Genomic DNA, 21,797 nt, shown 5'->3' with positions numbered 1-21,797 from the left:
GGGTCGGTGAGCGGTACCTTCGTCCTCACATCGACGAGGAGATGGAACCGTGAGCAACTTCGTGCGGCCCGCGGCCGAGGGCGCCGACCCCTTCGGGACCGCCCGTCTGCGCCGGGGCGTCCTCGACGCCTGGGCCACCAGCCCCGCCCGCTTCCGTGAGGACGCCAACGCCGAGGAGGACCTGGTCCTCGGCGGGTACCGGGACCGGCTCGTCGTCGAGCTCGCCCAGAACGCCGCCGACGCCGCGGCCCGCGGCCGGGTGGCCGGCCGGCTGCTGCTGACCCTGCGCGACGGCGTGCTGGTCGCCGCCAACACCGGCGCGCCGCTGGACGCCGCCGGGGTCGAGTCGCTGGCCACGCTGCGGGCGTCCGCCAAGCGCGACAGCGAGGCGGTCGGGCGCTACGGCGTCGGCTTCGCCGCGGTGCTCGCCGTCACCGACGAACCGGCCGTGGTGAGCCGGCACGGGGGCGTGCGCTGGTCGCTGGCCGAGGCCCGCGACCTCGCCGGGGACACCGCCCGGCACAGCCCCGGCCTCGGCGACGAGATCCGGCGCCGCGACGGGCACGTGCCGCTGCTGCGGCTGCCGTTCGCCGCCGAGGGCCTGCCGCCCGCGCCGTACGACACCGCCGTGATCCTGCCGCTGCGGGACACCGCCGCCGCCGGTCTCGCCGAGCGGCTGCTGCACGCCGTGGACGACGCCCTGCTGCTCGCCCTGCCGGGCCTGGAGGAGGTCGTCGTCGAGGTGGGCCAGGACGCCCCCCGCACCCTGCGGCGGCGGACCGACGGGCCGCACACCGTCGTCGTCGAGGACTCGCGCGACGGCACCACCCGCTGGCGCACCGTCGCCGCGCACGGCCCGCTGGCGGCCGCGCTGCTGGCCGACCGGCCCGTCGAGGAGCGGCTGCGGCCCCACTGGTCCGTCACCTGGGCCGTGCCCGTCGACGCGGACGGCGCCCCGGCACGGCCGCGCACCGCGCCCGTCGTGCACGCGCCCACCCCCAGCGACGAGCCCCTCGGCGTGCCCGCGCTGCTCATCGCGTCCCTGCCGCTGGACACCACCCGCCGGCACGCCGCGCCCGGCCCGCTGACCGACTTCCTGGTGGAGCGCGCCGCCGACGCGTACGCCGAGCTGCTGGCCGGGTGGCGGCCGGTGGGCCCCGGCGTCATCGACCTCGTGCCCGGCCCGCTCGGCAAGGGCGAGCTGGACGGCGCGCTGCGCCGGGCCGTCCTGGAGCGGCTCCCGCGCACCGCGTTCCTGCCGCCGGCCGTCGCGCCCGGGAAGCCTGGCGCCGGGGAGCCCGGGGAGCCGGGGGAGACCGGGGAGGAGTACGACGACCTGCCCGAGGCGCTGCGGCCGCGGGACGCCGAGGTCGTCGAGGGCGCCGGCGCCGACACCGTGCGGGTACTGGCCGAGGTGCTGCCGACGCTCCTTCCGGCGGGCCTGGAGCGCCGCGTGGAGCTGCGGACCCTCGGCGTCGCCCGGGTCCCCCTCGCCGACGCCGTCGACCGGCTGGCCGGCCTGGAGAAGGACCCCGGCTGGTGGTACCGGCTCTACGACAGCCTCGCGGGCGTCGACCCCGACCGGCTGTCCGGGCTCCCGGTGCCGCTGGCCGACGGCCGGACGACGATCGGGCCGCGCCAGGTGCTGCTGCCGACGCCCGAGGCCGCCGGGGTGGACACGGACGTGCTGGCCCGGCTCGGCCTCAAGGTCGCCCACGCCGACGCCGCGCACCCGCTGCTGGAGAAGCTCGGCGCACTGCCCGCCACGCCGAGGGCGGTGCTGACCACCCCGCAGGTGCGGGCCGCGGTGGCCGCCTCCCTGGACGACGACCCCGGCGCCTGGGACGAGGACGCCCCGGACGCCGAGGAGCTGGCGGACACGGTGCTGGCGCTGGTGCGGGACGCGGGCCTGGAGCCCGGCGACGAGCCCTGGCTGGGCGCGCTCGCCCTGCCCGACGAGGACGGCGAACCGGCGCCCGCCGGGGAACTCGTCCTGCCGGGCAGCCCGTTCGCCGAGGTCGTCCGGGAGGGCGAACTGGCTTTCGTGGACGCCGACCTGGCCGCCCGGTGGGGTGAACAGCCGCTGGCCGCCTGTGGCGTGCTGGCGGACTTCGCGCTCGTGCGGGCCACCGACGTCGTGCTGGACCCGGACGAACTGGAGCCCCGGGAGGGCGACTTCGCCGAGCCCGACGACGCGGGCCTGCTGGACGCCGTCGACGTGTGGTGCGAGGACGTCCTCGACCGGTTCCCGGACAGCCCCGTCCCGCCGGTCGCCACCGAGCTGGTCGCCGTGCGCGACCTCGACCTCGTCGACGACGGCCAGTGGGCCCGGGCGCTCGCCCTGCTGGCCCGACCGCCGCTGCGCGACGCCCTGGTCCAGCCGGTGCGGATCCTGCTGCCCGACGGCACCCACGAGGTCGTACGGCCCTACACCGCCTGGTGGTTGCGCGGGCACCCGGTGCTCGACGGGCGGCGCCCGGCCGGGCTGCTCGCGGCCGGCGGCGACCCGCTGCTGCGCGGCCTGTACGACGAGGCCGACGCGACCGGCTTCGACGACGAGCAGGTGCTGCGCGCGCTCGGGGTCCGCACGTCGGTGGCGGCGCTGCTGGACGAACCGGGCGGCGCGGCCGAGCTCCTGGACCGCCTCGCCGACCCGGACCGCACCGTGACCGCGGCGCAACTGCATGGCCTGTACGGCGCGTTGGCCGAGCTGGACCCCGAGCGGGTGACTCTGCCGGACGAGCTGCGGGCCGTGGTCGACGGGCGGGTGGAGGTCGTGGACGCCGCCGACGCGGTGGTCGTGGACTCCCCGGACCTGCTGCCCTTCACCGCCGGGGTGCCGCTGCTGCCGGTCCGCCCGGGCCTGGCCGCCGAGCTGGCCGAGCTGTTCCAGGTGCGGCGGCTGAGCGAGTCGGTCACCGGCGGGGTCGACTCCGAGGGCACCGAGCACGACGTGCCGGAGCCGGTACGGGTGCTGCTCGGGCCGCTCACCCCGCGGACCTACGTCGAGCACGGGGAACTCGTCGTGGACGGCGTGGAGATCGACTGGCGGCTGACGCAGGACGGCGTGCTGCACGCCGCCACCCTGGAGGGCGTGGCCGCGGGCCTCGCCTGGGCGGCACGCCAGTGGCCGCGCCGCTTCGAGGTGGCCGCCCTGCTCGAAGACCCGTCGCGCACCGAGGAGTTGGCCCGGGACCGCTGGTTCGACTGACGCGGGCACAAAATCTTCACGGAGGCGTACAACCATTCGCATCCGTCGTGGATCTGATCATGTGAGCCAACAGGCTCCATGATCACTTGGGCCCCCCGCGAGGACGAGTCGTCGGGACCGACCCGCCGGGGGCCCCCTTTTCCCACCGGGGGAAAACATGCGCATCCGCGCCACCGTGGCCGCCCTCAGCGGCGCCCTGGTCCTGTCCGCCCTCGCCGTGCCGGCCGCGACGGCCGCCGACGGCGGACCCAGCAAGCAGGACGTCGTCCGCGCCGCCCTGAAGGCCGCCGACGGCAAGTCCGCGTACACCGGGTCGACCGGCACCGACACCGGCACCCCGTACCCGCTGAGCGTCACCTTCTCCAACGTCAAGGTCAACAGCGGCAAGCCGATCGTGGCCGGTCCCACCGGTCACGTCGTCGCGCCCGTCACCTACACGGTCACCCACTCCGCGGACGTCGACCTCAGGGCCGCCGACACCTGGGTGGACGTCACGCTCTACCGCGGCTCCTACGACGAACCGGCCAACTTCCTGGAGGGCGACAACTGGCCGGTGTGCACCGCGGTGTCCGCCACGGTCGACACCTGCAAGGGCACCGTCGACGTCCGCCCGGCCGAGGACCTGTACAACGTCGACGCCACCACCTGGAAGGCGACCGGCTACGTCATCGACTGGAACGACGTCGACCCGTACAGCACGGACGAGATCGACTGGAGCAAGGTCGGCGTCGCCGACCAGGACAACCTGGCCGCGGTCAGGCTGCAGCGCCGCACGGCCGTCACGGTCAACGCCTCGCCCGAGCCCGTCCGCAAGGGCGCGACGATCACCGCGACGGGCCGCCTGACCATCGCCAACTGGAACACCGGCGTCTACTCCGGCTACGCCGGCGTGTACGCCCAGCTCCAGTTCCGCAAGGCCGGCACCACCACGTACTCCACCGTCAAGAGCGTCAAGACCACCTCGACCGGCGGCCTGAGCACCACCGTCAAGGCGAGCGTGGACGGCTACTGGCGCTACAACTTCGTCGGCACCAACGCCGCCCCGGCGATCGCCGCCGCCGGCGACTACGTCGACGTGCGCTGACCAGTCCGTGAGACACCGGCCGTAACCGCGAACGCCCGCCCCGGAAGCCGTCCGGGGCGGGCGTCCGCGCGCCCGGCCTGATCGGCAAGACACCCCCTAGGGGGTGCGTCGGTCGACCCACCGCCACACCAGTTCCAGGGCGGCCGACGCCACCGCCGCGATGCCCACGGCGATCCACGGCATCGTCGTCCCCACCAGCTTCAGCGCGAAGAAGTGCTGGAGCCACGGCACGACCAGCACCACCAGGAACGCCAGGCCCATCGCGGCGACCAGCAGCACCCGCCACCAGGTGTACGGGCGGGCGATGATCGCCAGGATCCACAGGGAGACCAGGAACAGCGTGAGCGTCGCCGCGCTGGTCTCGGCGTCCAGCGACCCGGCACCGGTGTAGTGGTGGCGGGCGATCAGGTAGGTCACGAAGGTCGCCACCCCCGCCACCACGCCGCCCGGCACGGAGTACCGCATGACCCGCTCGACGAAGTGCGGCCGGGCCCGCTCCCGGTTCGGGGCGAGGGCCAGGAAGAACGCGGGCACGCCGATGGTGAGCGTGGACAGCAGGGTCAGGTGGCGGGGCAGGAAGGGGTACTCCACCTGCCAGCACACCACCAGCAGCGCCAGCAGCACCGAGTAGACGGTCTTCACCAGGAACAGCGTCGCCACCCGCGTGATGTTGCCGATGACCCGCCGTCCCTCCGCCACCACCGACGGCAGCGTGGCGAAGCTGTTGTCGAGCAGCACGATCTGCGCCACGGCGCGGGTGGCCTCGGACCCGGCGCCCATCGCGACGCCGATGTCGGCGTCCTTGAGCGCCAGCACGTCGTTGACGCCGTCGCCGGTCATGGCGACGGTGTGCCCGCGCGACTGGAGGGCGCCGACCATGTCCCGCTTCTGCTGCGGGGTGACCCGCCCGAACACCGTGCCCTCGTCGAGCGCCTCGGCCATCGCCCCCGGCTCCCCGGGCAGCCGCCGCGCGTCGACGGCGCTGCCGCTGAGCCCCAGCTTGGCGGCGACCGCCCCCACCGACACCGCGTTGTCGCCGGAGACGACCTTCACGCGGACGTTCTGCTCGGCGAAGTAGCGCAGGGTCTCGGCGGCGTCGGGCCGCAGCCGCTGCTCCAGGACGACCAGCGCGGCCGGCTCGGCGCCCTTCGTGACGTCGGTGTCGTCGAGGGCGCGCTCGGCGCGGGCCAGCAGCAGCACCCGCAGGCCGTCCTCGTTGAGCCGCTCGGTCTCGGCCAGCGCGGGGTGCCCGTCGTCCAGCAGCACGTCGGGGGCGCCCAGCAGCCAGGTGCTGCTCGCGCCGTCGCCCTCGTCGAAGGTGGCGCCGCTGTACTTGCGGGCGGAGGAGAAGGGCAGCGCCCGGGTGTGGCGCCACCGTCCGCCGTCGGGGTAGGCGTCGATGATCGCCCGCAGGGAGGCGTTGGGGCGCGGGTCGGACGCGCCGAGGGCGCCGAGCACCCGGCGCAGCGAGGCCTCGTCGTGGCCGTCGAGGGCGCGCAGCCCGGTGACGTCCATGCCGCCCTCGGTGAGGGTGCCGGTCTTGTCGAGGCAGACGGTGTCGATGCGGGCCAGGCCCTCGATGGCGGGGAGTTCCTGGACGAGGCACTGTTTCCGGCCGAGCCGGACGACGCCGATCGCGAAGGCCACGGAGGTGAGCAGCACCAGGCCCTCCGGGACCATCGGGACGATGCCGCCGACGGTGCGGGCGATCGAGTCCTTGAGGTCGTTGTTCTTGACGAACAGCTGGCTGACGACCAGGCCGAGCGCGGTCGGGACCATCATCCAGGTGACGTACTTGAGGATGGTGGAGATGCCGGTGCGCAGCTCGGAGTGGACCAGGGTGAAGCGGGACGCCTCCTCGGCGAGCTGGGCGGCGTAGGCCTCGCGGCCGACCTTGGTGGCGCGGAAGGCGCCGCCGCCGGCGACGACGAAGCTGCCGGACAGGACCGGGTCGCCGGGGTGCTTGACGACCGGGTCGGCCTCGCCGGTGAGCAGGGACTCGTCGATCTCCAGCCCGTCGGCCTCCGCGCACACCCCGTCGACCACGATCTTGTCGCCGGGGCCGATCTCCAGCAGGTCGTCCAGGACGATGTCCGAGGTGGCGACCGGCACGGCGGTGCCCTCGCGCCGTACGACGGGCCGGGTCTCGCCGATCACCGCGAGCGAGTCGAGGGTCTTCTTCGCGCGCCACTCCTGGACGATGCCGATCCCGGTGTTGGCGACGATCACGAAGCCGAACAGGGTGTCCTGGATGGGCGCGACGGCCAGCATCACCAGCCAGAGCACGCCGATGACCGCGTTGAACCGGGTGAAGACGTTCGCCCGGACGATCTCGCCGAGCGAGCGGCTGCTGCGCACGGGAACGTCGTTGACCTGACCGCGCTCGACGCGCTCGGCGACCTCCGCGGCGGTGAGCCCCGTCGCCCGGTGTGCCGGGACGGCGGGGGCGGCGTCGGTGTGGGTCATGCCTTCGACGGTACGTGCGGACGGGGGCCTTCACCCGCCGGAGGTCCCGAAGATCAGACCACGGGAGGAGCCGGATCCTGCGGTGGTAGTACGCGCCCCCGCTCGAGGGCCGCGTCGCGCCGGCGGACGTACCAGATGCCGATCAGGCCCAGCCCGCCCCCGGCCAGGCAGGTCCACACCCACCACAGGTGGCCGTGGTCGTCGAACCAGCCGTAGAAGGGCAGCTGCACGAGGAAGAGGACGAACCACAGGACCGTGCCGCCGACGACGGTCGCGACCACGGGCCCTTCCAGGGGCTCCGGCGCCTCGTGCTTGGGGGATCCCGAGAAAAGTCCGGCCATGCCGCACAGCTTACGAGGCCCGGGGCGCGCGGTCGCCGTCCCCCGTGCCCGCACGGGGTCTACGCGCGGAGATGGCCAATCACGGCTTCATATGTTCATACTGAAACCGTTTGTCTATGACCGGTTCCGTTCGTAGGAAAGTATCAATGGCCCCCACCTCGGCCCCTTCCCAGGCCCCCGCGTCCGAGCAGCCGGGCGGCACGCCCGGCCACGGCGCCCTCGACCGCTACTTCAAGATCTCGGAGCGGGGCAGCACGCTGGCGCGTGAGGTCCGTGGTGGTTTCGCCACCTTCTTCGCGATGGCCTACATCATCGTGCTGAACCCGATCATCCTCGGCAGCGCGAAGGACATGTACGGCCACCAGCTGGACAACGGCCAGCTGGTCACCGCGACGGCCGTGACGGCGGCGTTCACCACGCTGCTGATGGGCGTCATCGGCAACGTGCCGATCGCGCTGGCCGCCGGCCTCGGCGTGAACTCGGTCGTCGCGCTCCAGCTCGCCCCGCGCATGGCCTGGCCCGACGCCATGGGCATGGTCGTACTGGCCGGTCTCGTGGTGATGCTGCTGGTCGCCACCGGACTGCGCGAGCGGGTCATGAACGCGGTGCCCTTCGGCCTGCGCAAGGCCATCAGCATCGGCATCGGCCTGTTCATCATGCTGATCGGCCTGGTCGACTCCGGCTTCGTCTCCCGCATCCCCGACGTCGCCCAGACCACCGTCCCGCTCCAGCTCGGCGGCGACGGCCACCTCAACGGCTGGCCGGTGCTGATCTTCGTGCTGGGCGCGCTGCTCACCCTCGCGCTGATCGTGCGCAAGGTCCCCGGCGCGATCCTGATCTCGATCGTCGCGATGACCGTGCTCGCGATGATCGTCGAGGCGGTCGCGAAGGTGCCGTCCTGGGGCCTGACCACCCCGAAGTGGCCCGGCAACCCGGTCGGCGCCCCCGACTTCGGGCTGCTCGGCAAGGTCAGCCTGTTCGGCGGCTTCGGCAAGGTCGGCGTGCTGACCGGCGTGCTGTTCGTCTTCACCGTGCTGCTGTCGTGCTTCTTCGACGCGATGGGCACGATCATGGGCGTCTCCGACGAGGCCAAGCTGACCGACGCCCAGGGCCAGATGCCCGGCATCAACAAGGTGCTCTTCGTCGACGGCATCGCCGTCGCGGCCGGCGGCGCCAGCTCCTCCTCGGCCACCACCTGTTTCGTGGAGTCCACGGCCGGTGTCGGCGAGGGCGCCCGCACCGGCTTCGCCAACGTGGTCACCGGCGCGCTGTTCGCCGTGGCGCTGTTCCTCACCCCGGTCGCGACCATGGTCCCGTCCCAGGCGGCGACCCCGGCGCTGCTCGCGGTGGGCTTCCTGATCCTGGCGGGCTCGGTGAAGGAGATCGACTGGGCCGACTACACGATCGCGATCCCGGCCTTCATCACCATGGTGATGATGCCGTTCACCTACTCGATCACCAACGGCATCGGCATGGGCTTCATCACCTTCACGGTGCTGCGGCTGGCGGCCGGCCGCGGCCGGGAGGTGCCGGTGGCCATGTACGTGGTCTCCGCGGTCTTCGCCTTCTACTACCTGATGCCGGCCCTGGGTCTGACCTGACCGGCCCCCGGGTCCGCCCTCAGGTGAGCCCGTAGAACTCCTCCGTCTCCTCGACGGCGGCCTGGAACCGCTCGTCGAAGTCGGTGCGGATGAGCGTCCGGACGACATAGTCCTGGACGCTCATTCCTCTTTTCGCGGCATGGTGCCGGAGCCGCTCGAGCAGGACGTGGTCCATTCGCAGGCTGAGCACGCTGGTCCCCATGGCTACGAGGGTCGCGGCACGGTTCGGGGTGATGCGTGCCGTTCCCCGCTCGTATCACCCGTATGAGTGATCTCGGCCGAGTGGTTCCGGCGCGCAGTGGCGGGGATCACGGCGCTCCAGCGCGCCTCCGGTTTTTCTTTAGCGAGAGTAATGAGTTAAGCTAAAGAACATGCCGGACCTCACCCATGGCGACGACGCTGCCGCCGTGAACTCCCTCAGATCCGCCGTGATGCGGCTCTCGCGCCGCCTGAAGCACCAGCGGGTCGACGAGTCGCTCAGCCCGACCGAGATGTCGGTGCTCGGCACGCTGTCCCGCTGCGGCAGCGCCACCCCGGGCGAACTCGCCCGCAAGGAGCACGTCCAGCCGCCGTCGATGACCCGCATCGTGGCGCTGCTGGAGGCCAAGGGCCTGGTCCGGCTGGAGCCGCACCCCGAGGACCGCCGCCAGAAGGTCGTCACCAGGACCGAGCAGGCCGAGAGCATGCTCGCGGAGAGCCGCGCCAAGCGGAACGCCTTCCTGGCGAACCTGGTGGACGGCCTGGACGAGGACGAGTGGGCCAAGCTGCGCGCTGCCGCCCCCGTGCTGGAGAAGCTCGCACACCTGTAAGCACAGTCACCGTCATCGAGGAGGCGAACCCTTTTGAGTACGGGATCCGGAGCAGCTTCCGCCCCCGCACCGCACACCCGATCCGACTCCCCGCCCACCCCGGGACCCGCCCGCCGGTCCTCGATGTTCAGCTCCCTGAGGATCAGGAACTACCGCCTGTTCTTCCTCGGCCAGGTCGTCTCCAACATCGGCACCTGGATGCAGCGCATCGCCCAGGACTGGCTGGTCCTCAGCCTCACCGGTTCCGCCACGGCCGTCGGTGTCACCACGGCCCTGCAGTTCCTGCCGATGCTCCTGTTCGGGCTCTACGGCGGTGTCCTCGTCGACCGGCTGCCCAAGCGCCCCACCCTGCTGTCCACCCAGGCCGCGATGGCCGTCACCGGTGTCGTGCTCGCGGTGCTCACGCTCAGCGGCCACGTGCAGGTCTGGCACGTCTACCTCGCCGCCTTCGCGGTCGGCCTGGCCACGGTCCTCGACAACCCGGCCCGCCAGTCGTTCGTCTCCGAGATGGTCGGCCCCGAGCAGCTGCAGAACGCGGTCAGCCTGAACTCCGCCAACTTCCAGTCCGCGCGCCTGGTCGGACCGGCCGTCGCCGGTCTGATGATCACCGGCGTGGGCACCGGCTGGGCGTTCCTCTTCAACGGCCTGTCGTTCGTCGCCCCCATCGCCGGGCTGCTGCTGATGCGCGCCCGCGAGCTGCACGTCGTCGAGCGCGCGCCGCGCGGCAAGGGCCAGCTGCGGGAGGGCCTGCATTACGTCGCCGGACGCCCGCAGCTGATCTGGACCATCGTCCTGGTGGGCTTCGTCGGCACGTTCGGCTTCAACTTCCCGGTGTACCTGTCCGCCTTCGCCGACGACGTCTTCCACGTCGGAGCCGGGTCCTACAGCCTCTTCAACACCCTGATGGCCGTCGGCTCGCTGGCCGGCGCCCTGCTGGCCGCCCGGCGCGGCACCGCCAGGCTGCGGGTGATGATCGCGGCGGCGGCGCTGTTCGGCGCGCTGGAGCTGGTCGCGGCGACGGCGCCCTCGCTGTGGCTGTTCGCGCTGCTCATGGCCCCGATCGGGATGTTCGGCATGACGATCAACGTCAACGCCAACACCGCCATCCAGCTGGGCACCGACCCGGCCATGCGCGGCCGCGTGATGTCCCTCTACATGATGGTCTTCCTGGGCGGCACCCCGGTCGGCGCGCCGATCGCGGGCTGGATCACGGACGCGTACGGCGTGCGCGCGGGCCTGGCGGTCGGCGGCGCGATCTCGGCCGCGGCGGCGGTCACCGTCGGCCTGGTCCTGGCCCGCGTGGGCGGCCTGCGCCTGGCGGTGGCCTGGGACCACGGGCACCCGAAGGTCCGCTTCGTCCCCCGGGAACGCCAGGAGGAACTGGCCCGGGCGGCGTGAGCCCCGGCGGGTGGACGGTGCGGTGACCTCCGCGTCCCGCACCGGCCCGCGCGCCCGGCCGGTGCCGCGGGGCCGGTCAGACGCCGCCGGACTGGACGGGGAACGTCACCAGCCGGGCGACGACCGTGGTGGAGGCGTCGGCGGCGGCGAAGGCGACCGGGGCCTCCAGGGAACTGAGGTCACCGCGGGTCGGGAACTGCGTGACGTCCTTGGTCACCAGGACCAGCGGTCGCACCGCCGACGCCACGACGTCCGCACCGTCCGGGCCGCTGAGGGTCAGGGTCACGGGCACGACGTCGAGCAGCTCGTACTTCAGCGGCAGGTGCTGGGAGATCCGCAGCGCGCCCGCCGAGCCGGAACCGGCGTCCGCCTGGGTGAGGGTGACCGTGCGCCCGTCCGGGAGCTCGCCGGTGACCTGGAAGCCGACGGGGTGCAGGGCCACGCTGTCGTGCGGGGCGTCCGGGTCGACGTCGACCCGCTGCTCGATGCCGCCGCGCAGGTCCACCCGCACGGTGGCACCGCCGATCTCCAGGGTGGCTCCCCGGGCGAGCAGCGAGCGGGGGATCTCGGAGCCGATGGGCGGCAGGCCTGTGGACATTCCTTCGCACCTTCCTGTGCCGGGCCAGGCCCGACGCCTGGACACCTCCGTCGCCCATGCTCGGCGTCCGGCTGTCCGGCGTCCGTGAGAACCACCCGTCACTCACCCGTACGGGGAGCGGGGACCGCCGGCGCCGGGCGGGCCGTCCGCAGGGCGCTCAGCGCGAACACCGTGGTGAGGTAGGCGGAGCCGAAGTACACCGGGAGGCGGCCCATCCGGTAGTAGGCGGCCGCGGGCCAGGAGCCGTCCGGTCGCTGGGCGCGGGCGAGCCGGGCACGGCGCTCGTCCTGGCCGGCCGTGACGCCCAGGTGGTCGGCGGCCAGGACCCGCAGCGCGGTCTCCAGGACGCTGCCGGGGACCGCCGGCGCGCCGGCGCCGGTCCGCTCCAGGGCACGGCGGGCCGGCGCGGTCAGCGGACGGGCCGCGTCCGGGAAGCGGGCGCACAGCCGGGAGACGGCGTAAAGGTAGGCGTCCGGCGAGGGGTAGTAGCGGGTGCCGCACCGGAAGCGGCCGGACGACAGGTGCTCGGCGAGGTGGCCGATCGTGGCGTCGGCGACCCCACGCGCCTCGTCGCACCCGGTGAGGTCCGCCAGGAGCAGGGCGTAGAGGGCGTTGGCGCAGGCGACGGGGTCCTGCTTCGGCCCGCGCGGGAGTGTCCCCGGTTCCTTCCTGTCCTCCCAATAGACCAGGAAGACCCCCGGCCGGACGGCACCGGCACCCCGCTCCGCCGCCGACCGACGGGGAAGGCCGGTGGCCGGGGCGGCCGAGCGGAGCAGGTCCCGCGCACCCGCCCGCAGCCCGGCGGCGGGGAGCAGGCCCGACTCGTACCGGGCGGCGAGCGCCAGGGCGGTGCAGTCGGTGTCCGCGGGCAGCCCACCGGGGCCCGGCAGGAACCGGTACCGGTGGCGCCACCGGTACGTCTCCACCTGGCGCGCCAGGCACCGGACCAGCTCCGGGTCGCCGCCCGGCGCGAGCAGCACCAGCGACACCATCGCGGAGAACCCCTCACCGGCCAGGTCGAACCCCGGATCCACCCCCCAGGCCTCCACGATCCTCCTGCGCGCCCGCGCCCCGTCGAAGCCCTGCTCGAACCCGGGACACAGGGACAGCTCCGCCGACGGCGCACCTGCCGCTCCGACCACGCGGTGCACGTACGCCATCGCCCGCCCGACGGCCCGCGCGTACGGCGCGACGTCGGGAACCAGTGCGGTGGACGGGGGTGGGGGAAGCGCCACGACTGTTCCTTCCCCGCGGCTCCGGCCCGGAAGCAGGCGGGGGCGTCCGTCGCGCGGAACTCGCCGGTCCCGACGACCGGGCCCACGGCGCCGCGGCGAGGGCGAGCACACTGACCCCATGAGACTCTTCGCCGCCGTGCTGCCGCCCGAGGACGTCACCCGGGAGCTCGCCGCCGAGGTGGCCGTGCTGCGGGGGCTGCCCGGTGCCGGGGGGCTGCGGTGGACCGAGCCGGCCGGCTGGCACTTCACGCTCGCCTTCTACGGCGAGGTCGACGACGCCACCGTGCCCGCGCTGGCGGCGCGGCTGGAGCGGGCCGCGCACCGCGGCGCGCCCTTCGAGCTGGCCCTGCGCGGCGGCGGGCAGTTCGGGCGCGGCCGCGCCCTGTGGACGGGCGCGCACGGCGACCTGCCCGCGCTGCGGCTGCTCGCCGAGCGTGCGGAGGCCGCCGGGCGCAAGGCGGGGATCGACCTGGGCGAGCACCGCCGCTACAAGGCCCACCTCACGCTCGCCCGCAGCCGTACCGCCGTGGACACCCGGCCGTGGGTCGACGCCCTGGCCGGTTTCACCGGCCTGACCTGGACCGTCTCCGAGCTGGTGCTCGTCCGCAGCCACCTGCCCGCCTCCGGCGTGCCCGGCCGGCAGCCCCGTTACGAGCCGGTCGGCCGCTGGGCGCTCGGCGCGGCCGGTTAGGCTCGGGTCCGTGGACCCGAAGACCCGGAACCGGATCATGGCCGGTGCGCTCGTGCTGTTGTTCGTCGTGGTGGCGGTGGCGGCGGCCGTCGGCAGGTAGCCCGACGGCCGCCGGTCACCGCCGGCCCCGCCCTACCAGGCGAACGCCTCCGGCGACGGACCGGGACCCGGGAAGATCTCGTCCAGGCCGGTCAGCAGCTCCTCGCCCAGCTCCAGCTCGACCGCCCGCAGCGCGGACTCCAGCTGCTCCGCCGTGCGCGGACCGACGATCGGCCCCGTCACCCCGGGACGCGTCAGCAGCCACGCCAGCGCGGCCTCGCCGGGCTCCACGCCGTGCTTGTCCAGCAGGTCCTCGTACGCCTGGATCTGCGCCCGGCCCGCCGGGTCGGCCAGGGTGTCCGCGGCGCGCCCGGAGGCCCGCCGTCCGCCCTGGACCTCCTTCTTGATGACCCCGCCCAGCAGACCGCCGTGCAGCGGCGACCAGGGGATCACGCCGAGGCCGTAGTCCTGCGCGGCCGGGATGACCTCCATCTCGGCGCGCCGCTCGGCGAGGTTGTACAGGCACTGCTCGCTCACCAGGCCGATGGTGCCGCCGCGGCGGGCGGCGACCTCGTTGGCCTGGGCGATCTTGTAGCCGGGGAAGTTGGACGAGCCGACGTACAGGACCTTGCCCTGCTGGACCAGGACGTCGATCGCCTGCCAGATCTCCTCGAACGGCGTGGACCGGTCGACGTGGTGGAACTGGTAGACGTCGATGTGGTCCGTCTGGAGGCGCTTGAGCGACGCGTCCACCGCGCGGCGGATGTTCAGCGCGGAGAGCTTGTCGTGGTTGGGCCAGACGGTCTCGCCGTCGGTGTCCATGTTGCCGTACACCTTGGTGGCGAGGACCACCTTGTCGCGGCGGCCGCCGCCCTGCGCGAACCAGTTGCCGATGATCGACTCGGTGCGGCCCTTGTTCTCGCCCCAGCCGTACACGTTCGCGGTGTCGAAGAAGTTGATGCCCGCGTCCAGCGCCGCGTCCATGATCGCGTGGCTGTCCGCCTCGTTCGTCTGCGGTCCGAAGTTCATCGTGCCGAGGACCAGTCGGCTGACCTTGAGTCCGGTGCGTCCGAGCTGCGTGTACTCCATGCCACCAGCCAACGGCGTGGAGTGCGCTCTAGGCAAGCGACGCGAACGGTTCAGCCGTGTTCCCCCGGCACCAGCGTCGCGAACACCGCGCGGGTGCGGTCGCCCTCCGGTGACTGCCAGGCGCCGGTGACGTGGCCCAGGGCGTCGGCGGGGTGGGGGCCGGGGGTGAGGCGGCGGTGGATGCGGAGGATCGTGCCGTCCGCGGTCGGCAGGGTCGTGCCGGAGGCCGTGTCGGTGACGGTGGCCGGCCGGGCCGGGGCGGTGGGGGCCGGGCCGGTGCAGGCGTGGGTGACCTCGTGGTCGGGGGTGTCGGTGAGGCTCTGGGCCTGGGCCTGGGCGCGGCCCTCGAACAGGGCGAGCAACTGCGCCTGGAACACGGGGTCGTGGCAGCCGTCGTAGACCCAGCGGGTGCCGAGGACGCCGTGCTCCGTCGTGCCGACGAGGGCGTGGCCGGCGTCGGCGAGCGGGGCGCCGCGGTAGGTGAGGGGGACGTGGTAGGCGACGGGGGCGGCGCCGGAGGTGTCCAGGGCGACCATGAACTCGATGCCCACCTCGCCCTCCGGGTCGTCCAGCCGGAACCCGCCCGGCCTCGACAACTCGGGCCCGCCGTCCCCGACGTACCAGGGGCGCGTGGGCAGCCAGTCGGTGAGCAGTTCCAGCTTGGTCGGCTTGAGCGTGGTCCGGTGAATGATCGCCATACGACGAGATTCTGACAGCCGGCGCCCGCTCTAGTCGCGAGGGAACTCCTTGGTCTCCAAGGTCAGACCGAGCACCGTGTCCGTCAGGTCGACGTCGGCCCCGAAGGCCACGGAGAGCTCGCTGACGTACTCGCCGTCCTTGGGCCGGGTGTAGAGGTGGCACCTGCCCTGGTACGGGTCCGCGATCAGGTAGGCGGGGACCTCGGCGAGGGCGTAGGCGGTCTTCTTGGGGCCGTAGTCGTTCTGGGCCGTGCCCTGCGAGATGACTTCGGCGACGAACTCGACGTCCGTGCACCGCCAGCGCCCGTCCGCGTCCTTGCGCGCACCGTCGCGCAGCTTGGCGACGTCCGGCGCGTAGCCGTTCAGCTTGCCCGGGAAGTCGATCCGCACGTCGGACAGGACCGCCACGTCCACCCCGAACCGGTCCTCGATCGCCCGGACGATCCGACGGATGATCTTCCAGTGGATGTCCCGCTGCGGCGCCATGAAGATGGTCCCCTCGACGATCTCGACCCGGTAACCCTCAGGGGTGGTCCGCTCGATCGACTCGAACAGCTCGTCCAGAGTCAGCTCGCCGCTGTCGTCGGCCATCTCGGTCCTGTCTGCGAGGACGGTCATCGTGGCGCTCCTCCCCGGCCGCCTCACGACGAGGGCGGCCGCGCGGTACAACGATACGCACGGTGACCAGGGCACGCCCCAGCCCCGCGCCCCGTCAACCGGCGCTCCCCGTCACCCCGCGTACGGCTCGCCCAGCCCCCACGCCTGGTGCATGGCGTTCGCGAAGGCCGCCGCCAGTTTGTGTTCGCCGCTCGCGTTGGGGTGGGTGCCGTCGTACGTGTCCGTGTGCAGGTCGTACGACGCGGGCAGGGACGCGAGCAGCAGGGGGGAGCCCGGCTCGTCCAGGTCGGCGAGGGTCTTCGCGAGGAGCTCGTTGAAGGCGGTCACCTGCTCCCCGAACGACGCGTCGGTGGCCGCGCGGACGTTGGGGACGACCGGCAGCACGACCATGCGGACGTGCGGGTCGGCCCGGCGCGCGGCGGCGACGAACGCGCGGACGTTGTCCGCCGTCTGCTCCGGGTTGGTGTAGAAGCCGAGGTCGATCAGGCCCAGCGCGACGAGCAGCACGTCGGCCCGTCCGCGCCGCACCGCGTCCTCGACCAGCGGCGCCATGTGCAGCCAGCCCTCGCCCCAGCCGGCCAGGTGGGCGCGCGGGAAGCCGGGTTCGGCGTAGGCGTACGACGTGGGCGCGTCGGTCCGCGGGTCGTACAGCGTCTCGCGCGGGCCGACGAGGGTGAACGGGCCGTCGTACGTGGCGCACAGGTGCCGCCACATCCGGTACCGCCACGTGTGTTCCCCCGCGCTGCCGATGGTCTGGGAGTCGCCGACCGGCATGAACCTGAGCATCCGCTCATCATGGACGATCCGCGTCCGCGGTGGGATGTGAGGGTCACCACCCCGCGGCCGCCACCCGAGGGGGTGGCCGCGCCCCGGGGCGGGCCGCGGATGGCACGCTTGGGCCCATGCGCCGTCGACTGCTCGCCCACGTGTCCGCCCTCGGGGTCCTCCTCGTCGGCGCCCTCGCCGTGCCCGCCGCCGCTGCCGGGGACGGCGACGGGCGGTTCACCATCGAGGACCCGCGGATCACCGAGTCCAGCGGCCTCGCCGCGTCCCGGCTGCACCCCGGGATCTACTGGACCCACAACGACAGCGACGACGGCCCCTACCTCTACGCCGTCGACAGCGCGACCGGCAGGACGGTCGCCCGCGTCACCCTCACCGGCATCGGGCGGCCCCGGGACGTCGAGGCGATCTCCATCGGCCCCGGCAACGAGATCTACGTCGGCGACATCGGCGACAACCTCGGCGGGAGCTGGCCGTACGTGTGGATCTACCGGCTGCCCGAACCGAAGGTGCTCAAGGACCAGACCGTGCGGGCCACGCAGTACGTGGTCACCTACTCCGACGGCCCCCGCGACGCCGAGTCCCTGCTCGTGCACCCCAACACCGGGCGCGTCTACATCATCGACAAGAACGAGGACGGCGGGCACCTCTACGAGGGTCCCGCGCAGCTGACGGCGTCCGCGCGGCCCGGCTCCAACGTCTTCCGTCCGGTCGCCCCCGTCGACCTGTGGGCCACCGACGCGGCCTTCTCCCCGAACGGCGAACAGCTCGCCGTGCGCGGCTACTTCGGCGGCATCGCCTACGACTGGAACGACGGGAGGCCGGAGAAGACCGGGCGGCTGAACGTGCCGCTGCAACGGCAGGGCGAGTCCGTCACCTACTCCGCCGACGGCCGCAAGCTGATGTACGGCAGCGAGGGCACCGGCAGCGAGGTGGTGCCGGAGGACGCACCGGGGGGCGGGTCGTCGTCCTCCTCGTCCTCGTCGTCCGGTGGGTCGTCGGAGGGGTCCGGGAGCGGGTCGTCGGGGAAGTCCTCGGGCGGCGGGCTGGACGGGGGTGCGCGGACGGCCGTCGTCGCCGTGGTCGTCGTGGGCGCGGCGGTGTTCGGGCTGCGGCGGTTGGTGCGGCGGCGGTAGGCCGGCGGCCGAGGAGGCTTTACCCGGAGCCCGTTGGTGTGAAGTGGTGCGCACTCCCTTGACGTGTGCATGAGAGCTGGTTCCATAGGGACCGAGGGTGATGGGAGCGCTCCCATCGATTCCGGACCCTCGCCTTCCGAAAGGATGCAGCGAGCATGTTCCGCACCTTGAGAAGAGCGCTGTGCGCCGTCGCCGCCGCGCTCCTGCTGCCGCTGGGGGCCGGCGCGCACGCGGCCCACGCGGCGGACACCGCCGCCGGCGCCGGGTACTGGCACACCAGTGGCCGCCAGATCCTCGACGAGGCCGGGCAGCCGGTCCGCATCGCCGGGATCAACTGGTTCGGCTTCGAGACCGCCAACTACGTCGTCCACGGCCTGTGGTCCCGCGACTACAAGAGCATGATCGACCAGATGAAGTCGCTGGGCTACAACACGATCCGCGTCCCGTACAGCGACGACATCTTCAAGCCCGGGACGGTCCCGACCGGCATCGACTTCTCCAGCGGCAAGAACGCCGACCTCCAGGGGCTGACGTCCCTCCAGGTCCTGGACAAGCTCGTGGCGTACGCCGGCCAGGACGGCCTGAAGGTCATCCTGGACCGCCACCGCCCGGACTCCTCGGGCCAGTCGGCGCTCTGGTACACCTCCGCCGTGCCGGAGTCGACGTGGATCGCCAATCTCAAGGCGATGGCGGCGCGTTACCAGGGGCAGGACACGGTCGTCGGCATCGACCTGCACAACGAGCCGCACGACCCGGCCTGCTGGGGCTGCGGCGACACGGCCACCGACTGGCGCCTGGCGGCCCAGCGGGCGGGCAACGCGGTGCTGGCGGTCAACCCGAAGCTGCTGGTCTTCGTGGAGGGCGTGCAGACAGTCAACGGCGTCTCCGGCTGGTGGGGCGGCAACCTGATGGGCGTCGCCCAGTACCCGGTCCAGCTCGACGTCGCCAACCGGGTGGTGTACTCGGCGCACGACTACGCGACCAGCGTGGCGCAGCAGACCTGGTTCAGCGACCCGGCGTTCCCCGCCAACATGCCCGGCATCTGGGACAAGTACTGGGGCTACATCTTCAAGCAGAACATCGCCCCGGTCTGGGTGGGGGAGTTCGGCACGACGCTGCAGTCCACGGTGGACCAGAAGTGGCTCGCGGCGCTGGTGTCCTACCTGCGCCCGACGTCGACGTACGGCGCCGACAGCTTCAGCTGGACCTACTGGGCCTGGAACCCCAACTCCGGTGACACGGGCGGCATCCTCAAGGACGACTGGGCGACCGTCGACACCGCCAAGGACAACTACCTGACGAGCATCAAGGCACCGGGCTTCCCGGGCACCGGTGGCGGGGGCGGCGGAGGCGGGGGCGGAGGCGGCGGCACGACCCCGACCTGCTCGGCCGCCTACACCGTCACCAGCGACTGGGGCACCGGCTTCAACGCCGAGGTGAAGGTCACCAACACCTCGGCCACGGCCCTGAAGTCCTGGAAGGTCACCTGGACCTGGTCGGGCTCCCAGCACGTGACGAACATGTGGAACGCGACGTACACCCAGACCGGCACCACGGTCACCGCGACCAACGCCGCCCACAACGGAGCGCTGAGCACGGGCGCCTCGGCCACCCTGGGCTTCGGAGCGACCCCGGCCGCGGGCACGTCCCCGACGGTGACCTGCACGGCGACCTGACGGGCCCCGGAATCGAGAAGGGCGCCCGCTGCCTCCGGGCGCCCTTCGTCGGGTCTCCGGGCCTGATCACCCGATTGGGGGAATATCTCCAGGTTTACCCCTGCACGGAAGTGGTCGTCCCCCTACCTTGCGGATCATGGTCAGCACAGCGCACGAGGCGATGCACCGGATCTTCCGCGAGGATCCGCACCTCTTCGCCCGCGTCCTGCCCCGCGCGGGCATCCCGTTCCCCGAGGCCACCTCGATCGAGCCGCTGGACACGGACCTCACCGAGATCAGGCCCGTGGAACGCCGGGTGGACAGCTTGTTCCGGGTCCACACGGCGGGCGAGGAGGGCGGGTTCCTGCTCGCCGTCGAGGCGCAGGGCAGACCGGACGCGGACAAGCCCAGCAGCTGGACGTACTACTTGGCGCACCTGTACGCCAAGTACCGGCTGCCCCCCATCCTGCTGGTCGTGTGCCGGGACAAGACGACCGCCGCATGGGCGGCCGAACCCATCCGGATCGGCCGTCGCGTCCACACGAGCATGGTGGTGTTCCCGCTGGTCCTGGGACCCGGCAACCTGCCCGCGATCACCGATCCGGAGGAGGCGGCCGGCGACCTCGCCCTGGCCGTCCTCTCCGCTCTCGCCCACGCCAAGGACCCGGGCCATCCTGCGATACTGGACGCACTGGCGGCGGCGCTGTCAGGCGTCGACAGGGAACAGGCCTACAGCTGGGCGGAATTCACCGAAACAGGTCTGGGCGACGCCCGGGCACGGACGTTGTGGAGGGAACTCTTGTCGACGTACACGCTTCGCTTCCCCGGTAGCGGCACGATCATCGAGGAGGCCATCCTCAAGGGCCGGGAAGAGGGCCGGGAAGAAGGCCGTGAGAAGGCTCGGGCAGAGGACATCCTCCGCGTGCTGCGCGTGCGGGGCATCGCGGTGTCCGATGCCGTGCGGGAGCGGGTCAGTTGCTGTGACGACCTCGAGGTGCTCGGTACCTGGCTGGACCGGGCCGTGACCGTCGGGTCGGCCGACGATTTGTTCGTGGAGCCGTCCGGGGCGTGAGGCGTGGTGGGGAACGCGTGAAGGGGGCGCCCGGAGTGGCGGGCGCCCCCTTCGTGTGTGCCGTGGGGTCAGAGCTGGTCGATCACGTAGTCGATGCACTTCGTCAGGGCTTCGACGTCCGCGGGGTCGACGGCCGGGAACATGGCGACGCGGAGCTGGTTGCGGCCGAGCTTGCGGTAGGGCTCGGTGTCGACGATGCCGTTGGCGCGCAGGACCTTGGCGACGGCGGACGCGTCGATCTCGTCCGAGAAGTCGATCGTGCCGATGACCTGGGACCGCTTCGCCGGGTCCGTGACGAACGGCGTCGCGAACTTCACGTCCTCCGCCCAGCCGTACAGCGTGCGCGCCGACGTGGCCGTGCGGCGGACCGCCCAGTCCAGGCCGCCCTGGCCGTTCAGCCACTCCAGCTGCGCGTTGAGCAGGAACAGGGTGGACAGCGCCGGGGTGTTGTACGTCTGGTTCTTGCGCGAGTTGTCGATCGCCGTCGGCAGGCTGAAGAACTCCGGCACGTGGCGGCCGGACGCGTGGACCCGCTCGGCCCGCTCCAGCGCCGCCGGTGAGAAGACGCCGATCCACAGTCCGCCGTCGGAGGCGAACGACTTCTGCGGGGCGAAGTAGTAGACGTCCGTCTCGGAGACGTCCACCGGCAGCCCGCCCGCGCCCGACGTGGCGTCGACCAGCACCAGCGCGCCCTCGTCGGCCCCGGCCACCCGCTTGATCGGCATGGCCACACCGGTCGAGGTCTCGTTGTGCGTGAACGCGTACACGTCCACGCCCTCCTCGGCCCGCGCCTCCGGGTGCGTGCCCGGGTCGGCGGAGATCACGGTCGGCTCGGCCAGCCACGGCGCCAGCTTGGCGGCCTTGGCGAACTTCGAGCTGAACTCGCCGAAGCTGAGGTGCTGCGACTTGTTCTCGATCAGGCCGTGGGTCGCGATGTCCCAGAACGCCGTCGAGCCGCCGTTGCCGAGGACCACTTCGTAGCCCTCGGGCAGGGAGAACAGCTCCGAGATGCCCTCGCGCACCTTGCCGACCAGGTTCTTGACCGGGGCCTGGCGGTGGGAGGTGCCCAGGAGCGACGTGCCGGTGGCGGCGAGGGCGTCCAGCGCCTCGGTCCGCACCTTGGAGGGACCCGCGCCGAAACGTCCGTCCGCGGGCTTGATGTCAGAGGGAATCCGGATCTCAGCCACGAGGGGGAGGGTAGCCGTTCCGGGAAACCTGGGCGAAACGTCGTCCGTCGGGTGAGACGGCCACCGCACGCCGCCCCACGGCACCC

19 protein-coding genes are annotated in these 21,797 nt (G+C 72.7%); 9 read left to right on the top strand and 10 right to left on the bottom strand.

Features of this window, described 5'->3' with window-relative positions; all coding sequences use genetic code 11:
- Nucleotides 1-49: 49 nt before the first annotated feature.
- Both AQJ30_RS17040 and AQJ30_RS17035 read left to right on the top strand, forming a co-directional pair.
- On the top strand, nt 50-3,211 hold the full coding sequence (locus tag AQJ30_RS17040) for a sacsin N-terminal ATP-binding-like domain-containing protein (RefSeq protein WP_067234336.1): 3,162 nt from the start codon (nt 50-52) through the stop codon (nt 3,209-3,211).
- A 157-nt stretch (nt 3,212-3,368) separates the two neighbouring features.
- Complete coding sequence (locus tag AQJ30_RS17035; RefSeq protein ID WP_067234333.1) at nt 3,369-4,295, top strand: hypothetical protein; 927 nt, start codon at nt 3,369-3,371, stop codon at nt 4,293-4,295.
- Between the two features lie 96 nt (nt 4,296-4,391).
- Here the strand turns inward: AQJ30_RS17035 and AQJ30_RS17030 are convergent, their stop codons facing one another.
- Both AQJ30_RS17030 and AQJ30_RS17025 read right to left on the bottom strand, forming a co-directional pair.
- Entirely contained in the window at nt 4,392-6,761 is a 2,370-nt protein-coding gene (locus AQJ30_RS17030) for a cation-translocating P-type ATPase (RefSeq protein WP_067234330.1), read from the bottom strand.
- 53 nt (nt 6,762-6,814) lie between these two features.
- On the bottom strand, nt 6,815-7,102 hold the full coding sequence (locus tag AQJ30_RS17025) for a DUF2530 domain-containing protein (RefSeq protein WP_079084093.1): 288 nt from the start codon (nt 7,100-7,102) through the stop codon (nt 6,815-6,817).
- A gap of 146 nt (nt 7,103-7,248) precedes the next feature.
- On the opposite strand from AQJ30_RS17025, the gene AQJ30_RS17020 reads away from it, so the two are divergent.
- The gene (locus AQJ30_RS17020) at nt 7,249-8,703 is read left to right on the top strand and encodes an NCS2 family permease (protein ID WP_067234325.1); all 1,455 of its coding nucleotides are present in this window, start codon (nt 7,249-7,251) and stop codon (nt 8,701-8,703) included.
- 19 nt (nt 8,704-8,722) lie between these two features.
- Here AQJ30_RS17020 and AQJ30_RS17015 read toward each other — a convergent pair whose 3' ends face one another.
- Nucleotides 8,723-8,905, bottom strand: a complete 183-nt coding sequence (locus AQJ30_RS17015) for a hypothetical protein (protein ID WP_067234322.1) — start codon at nt 8,903-8,905, stop codon at nt 8,723-8,725.
- 169 nt (nt 8,906-9,074) lie between these two features.
- Here AQJ30_RS17015 and AQJ30_RS17010 point away from each other — a divergent pair, with 169 nt between their 5' ends.
- Nucleotides 9,075-9,512, top strand: coding sequence for a MarR family winged helix-turn-helix transcriptional regulator (locus tag AQJ30_RS17010; protein WP_067234319.1), 438 nt, complete (start codon nt 9,075-9,077; stop codon nt 9,510-9,512).
- A 33-nt stretch (nt 9,513-9,545) separates the two neighbouring features.
- Nucleotides 9,546-10,910, top strand: a complete 1,365-nt coding sequence (locus AQJ30_RS17005; protein ID WP_079084092.1) for an MFS transporter — start codon at nt 9,546-9,548, stop codon at nt 10,908-10,910.
- A gap of 76 nt (nt 10,911-10,986) precedes the next feature.
- On the opposite strand, the gene AQJ30_RS17000 is transcribed toward AQJ30_RS17005, so the two are convergent.
- The gene (locus AQJ30_RS17000) at nt 10,987-11,508 is read right to left on the bottom strand and encodes a hypothetical protein (protein ID WP_067234315.1); all 522 of its coding nucleotides are present in this window, start codon (nt 11,506-11,508) and stop codon (nt 10,987-10,989) included.
- Nucleotides 11,509-11,606: 98 nt separating this feature from the next.
- Nucleotides 11,607-12,743: a hypothetical protein gene (locus AQJ30_RS16995; RefSeq protein ID WP_067234312.1), complete on the bottom strand. Its 1,137-nt coding sequence runs from the start codon at nt 12,741-12,743 to the stop codon at nt 11,607-11,609.
- Between the two features lie 118 nt (nt 12,744-12,861).
- Here AQJ30_RS16995 and thpR point away from each other — a divergent pair, with 118 nt between their 5' ends.
- Nucleotides 12,862-13,434 carry an RNA 2',3'-cyclic phosphodiesterase gene (gene thpR / locus AQJ30_RS16990; protein ID WP_067234309.1) on the top strand — a complete coding sequence of 191 codons (573 nt, stop codon included), beginning with the start codon at nt 12,862-12,864 and terminating at the stop codon, nt 13,432-13,434.
- 132 nt (nt 13,435-13,566) lie between these two features.
- On the opposite strand, the gene AQJ30_RS16985 is transcribed toward thpR, so the two are convergent.
- The 4 genes from AQJ30_RS16985 to AQJ30_RS16970 form a co-directional block, all read right to left on the bottom strand.
- Nucleotides 13,567-14,562 (bottom strand): aldo/keto reductase, encoded by a 996-nt coding sequence (locus tag AQJ30_RS16985; RefSeq protein WP_067234306.1) that lies wholly within the window; start codon nt 14,560-14,562, stop codon nt 13,567-13,569.
- A gap of 50 nt (nt 14,563-14,612) precedes the next feature.
- Nucleotides 14,613-15,260, bottom strand: coding sequence for a maltokinase N-terminal cap-like domain-containing protein (locus tag AQJ30_RS16980; RefSeq protein WP_067234303.1), 648 nt, complete (start codon nt 15,258-15,260; stop codon nt 14,613-14,615).
- Between the two features lie 30 nt (nt 15,261-15,290).
- Complete coding sequence (locus AQJ30_RS16975; RefSeq protein ID WP_067234300.1) at nt 15,291-15,878, bottom strand: Uma2 family endonuclease; 588 nt, start codon at nt 15,876-15,878, stop codon at nt 15,291-15,293.
- Between the two features lie 111 nt (nt 15,879-15,989).
- Nucleotides 15,990-16,664 carry a GDSL-type esterase/lipase family protein gene (locus AQJ30_RS16970; RefSeq protein WP_067234298.1) on the bottom strand — a complete coding sequence of 225 codons (675 nt, stop codon included), beginning with the start codon at nt 16,662-16,664 and terminating at the stop codon, nt 15,990-15,992.
- A 116-nt stretch (nt 16,665-16,780) separates the two neighbouring features.
- Between AQJ30_RS16970 and AQJ30_RS16965 the strand changes: the two genes are divergently transcribed.
- The 3 genes from AQJ30_RS16965 (at nt 16,781) to AQJ30_RS16955 (ending at nt 20,524) form a co-directional block, all read left to right on the top strand.
- A complete protein-coding gene (locus tag AQJ30_RS16965) occupies nt 16,781-17,797 on the top strand; it encodes a TolB-like translocation protein (protein ID WP_067234295.1) in 1,017 nt (338 codons plus the stop codon).
- Nucleotides 17,798-17,952: 155 nt separating this feature from the next.
- Nucleotides 17,953-19,473: a cellulase family glycosylhydrolase gene (locus AQJ30_RS16960; RefSeq protein WP_067234292.1), complete on the top strand. Its 1,521-nt coding sequence runs from the start codon at nt 17,953-17,955 to the stop codon at nt 19,471-19,473.
- A gap of 136 nt (nt 19,474-19,609) precedes the next feature.
- A complete protein-coding gene (locus AQJ30_RS16955) occupies nt 19,610-20,524 on the top strand; it encodes an RpnC/YadD family protein (RefSeq protein ID WP_067234289.1) in 915 nt (304 codons plus the stop codon).
- Nucleotides 20,525-20,592: 68 nt separating this feature from the next.
- Here the strand turns inward: AQJ30_RS16955 and serC are convergent, their stop codons facing one another.
- A complete protein-coding gene (gene serC / locus AQJ30_RS16950; RefSeq protein ID WP_067234287.1) occupies nt 20,593-21,711 on the bottom strand; it encodes a phosphoserine transaminase in 1,119 nt (372 codons plus the stop codon).
- Nucleotides 21,712-21,797 lie beyond the last annotated feature (86 nt).

Source organism: Streptomyces longwoodensis (assembly GCF_001514125.1).
GTDB lineage: Bacteria > Actinomycetota > Actinomycetes > Streptomycetales > Streptomycetaceae > Streptomyces > Streptomyces longwoodensis.
Note: the sequence above shows the minus strand (reverse complement) of the source record. Positions and strands in the feature narration are given on the sequence as shown.

Coding starts and splice junctions, on each gene's coding strand:
- AQJ30_RS17015 (WP_067234322.1), bottom strand. CDS start 8,905: ATGGGGACCAGCGTGCTCAGCCTGCGAATGGACCACGTCCTGCTCGAG.
- AQJ30_RS17020 (WP_067234325.1), top strand. CDS start 7,249: ATGGCCCCCACCTCGGCCCCTTCCCAGGCCCCCGCGTCCGAGCAGCCG.
- AQJ30_RS17035 (WP_067234333.1), top strand. CDS start 3,369: ATGCGCATCCGCGCCACCGTGGCCGCCCTCAGCGGCGCCCTGGTCCTG.
- AQJ30_RS17010 (WP_067234319.1), top strand. CDS start 9,075: ATGCCGGACCTCACCCATGGCGACGACGCTGCCGCCGTGAACTCCCTC.
- AQJ30_RS16980 (WP_067234303.1), bottom strand. CDS start 15,260: ATGGCGATCATTCACCGGACCACGCTCAAGCCGACCAAGCTGGAACTG.
- AQJ30_RS17025 (WP_079084093.1), bottom strand. CDS start 7,102: ATGGCCGGACTTTTCTCGGGATCCCCCAAGCACGAGGCGCCGGAGCCC.
- AQJ30_RS16970 (WP_067234298.1), bottom strand. CDS start 16,664: ATGCTCAGGTTCATGCCGGTCGGCGACTCCCAGACCATCGGCAGCGCG.
- AQJ30_RS16960 (WP_067234292.1), top strand. CDS start 17,953: ATGTTCCGCACCTTGAGAAGAGCGCTGTGCGCCGTCGCCGCCGCGCTC.
- AQJ30_RS16955 (WP_067234289.1), top strand. CDS start 19,610: ATGGTCAGCACAGCGCACGAGGCGATGCACCGGATCTTCCGCGAGGAT.
- AQJ30_RS16965 (WP_067234295.1), top strand. CDS start 16,781: ATGCGCCGTCGACTGCTCGCCCACGTGTCCGCCCTCGGGGTCCTCCTC.
- AQJ30_RS16975 (WP_067234300.1), bottom strand. CDS start 15,878: ATGACCGTCCTCGCAGACAGGACCGAGATGGCCGACGACAGCGGCGAG.
- AQJ30_RS17000 (WP_067234315.1), bottom strand. CDS start 11,508: ATGTCCACAGGCCTGCCGCCCATCGGCTCCGAGATCCCCCGCTCGCTG.
- AQJ30_RS17030 (WP_067234330.1), bottom strand. CDS start 6,761: ATGACCCACACCGACGCCGCCCCCGCCGTCCCGGCACACCGGGCGACG.
- thpR (WP_067234309.1), top strand. CDS start 12,862: ATGAGACTCTTCGCCGCCGTGCTGCCGCCCGAGGACGTCACCCGGGAG.
- AQJ30_RS16985 (WP_067234306.1), bottom strand. CDS start 14,562: ATGGAGTACACGCAGCTCGGACGCACCGGACTCAAGGTCAGCCGACTG.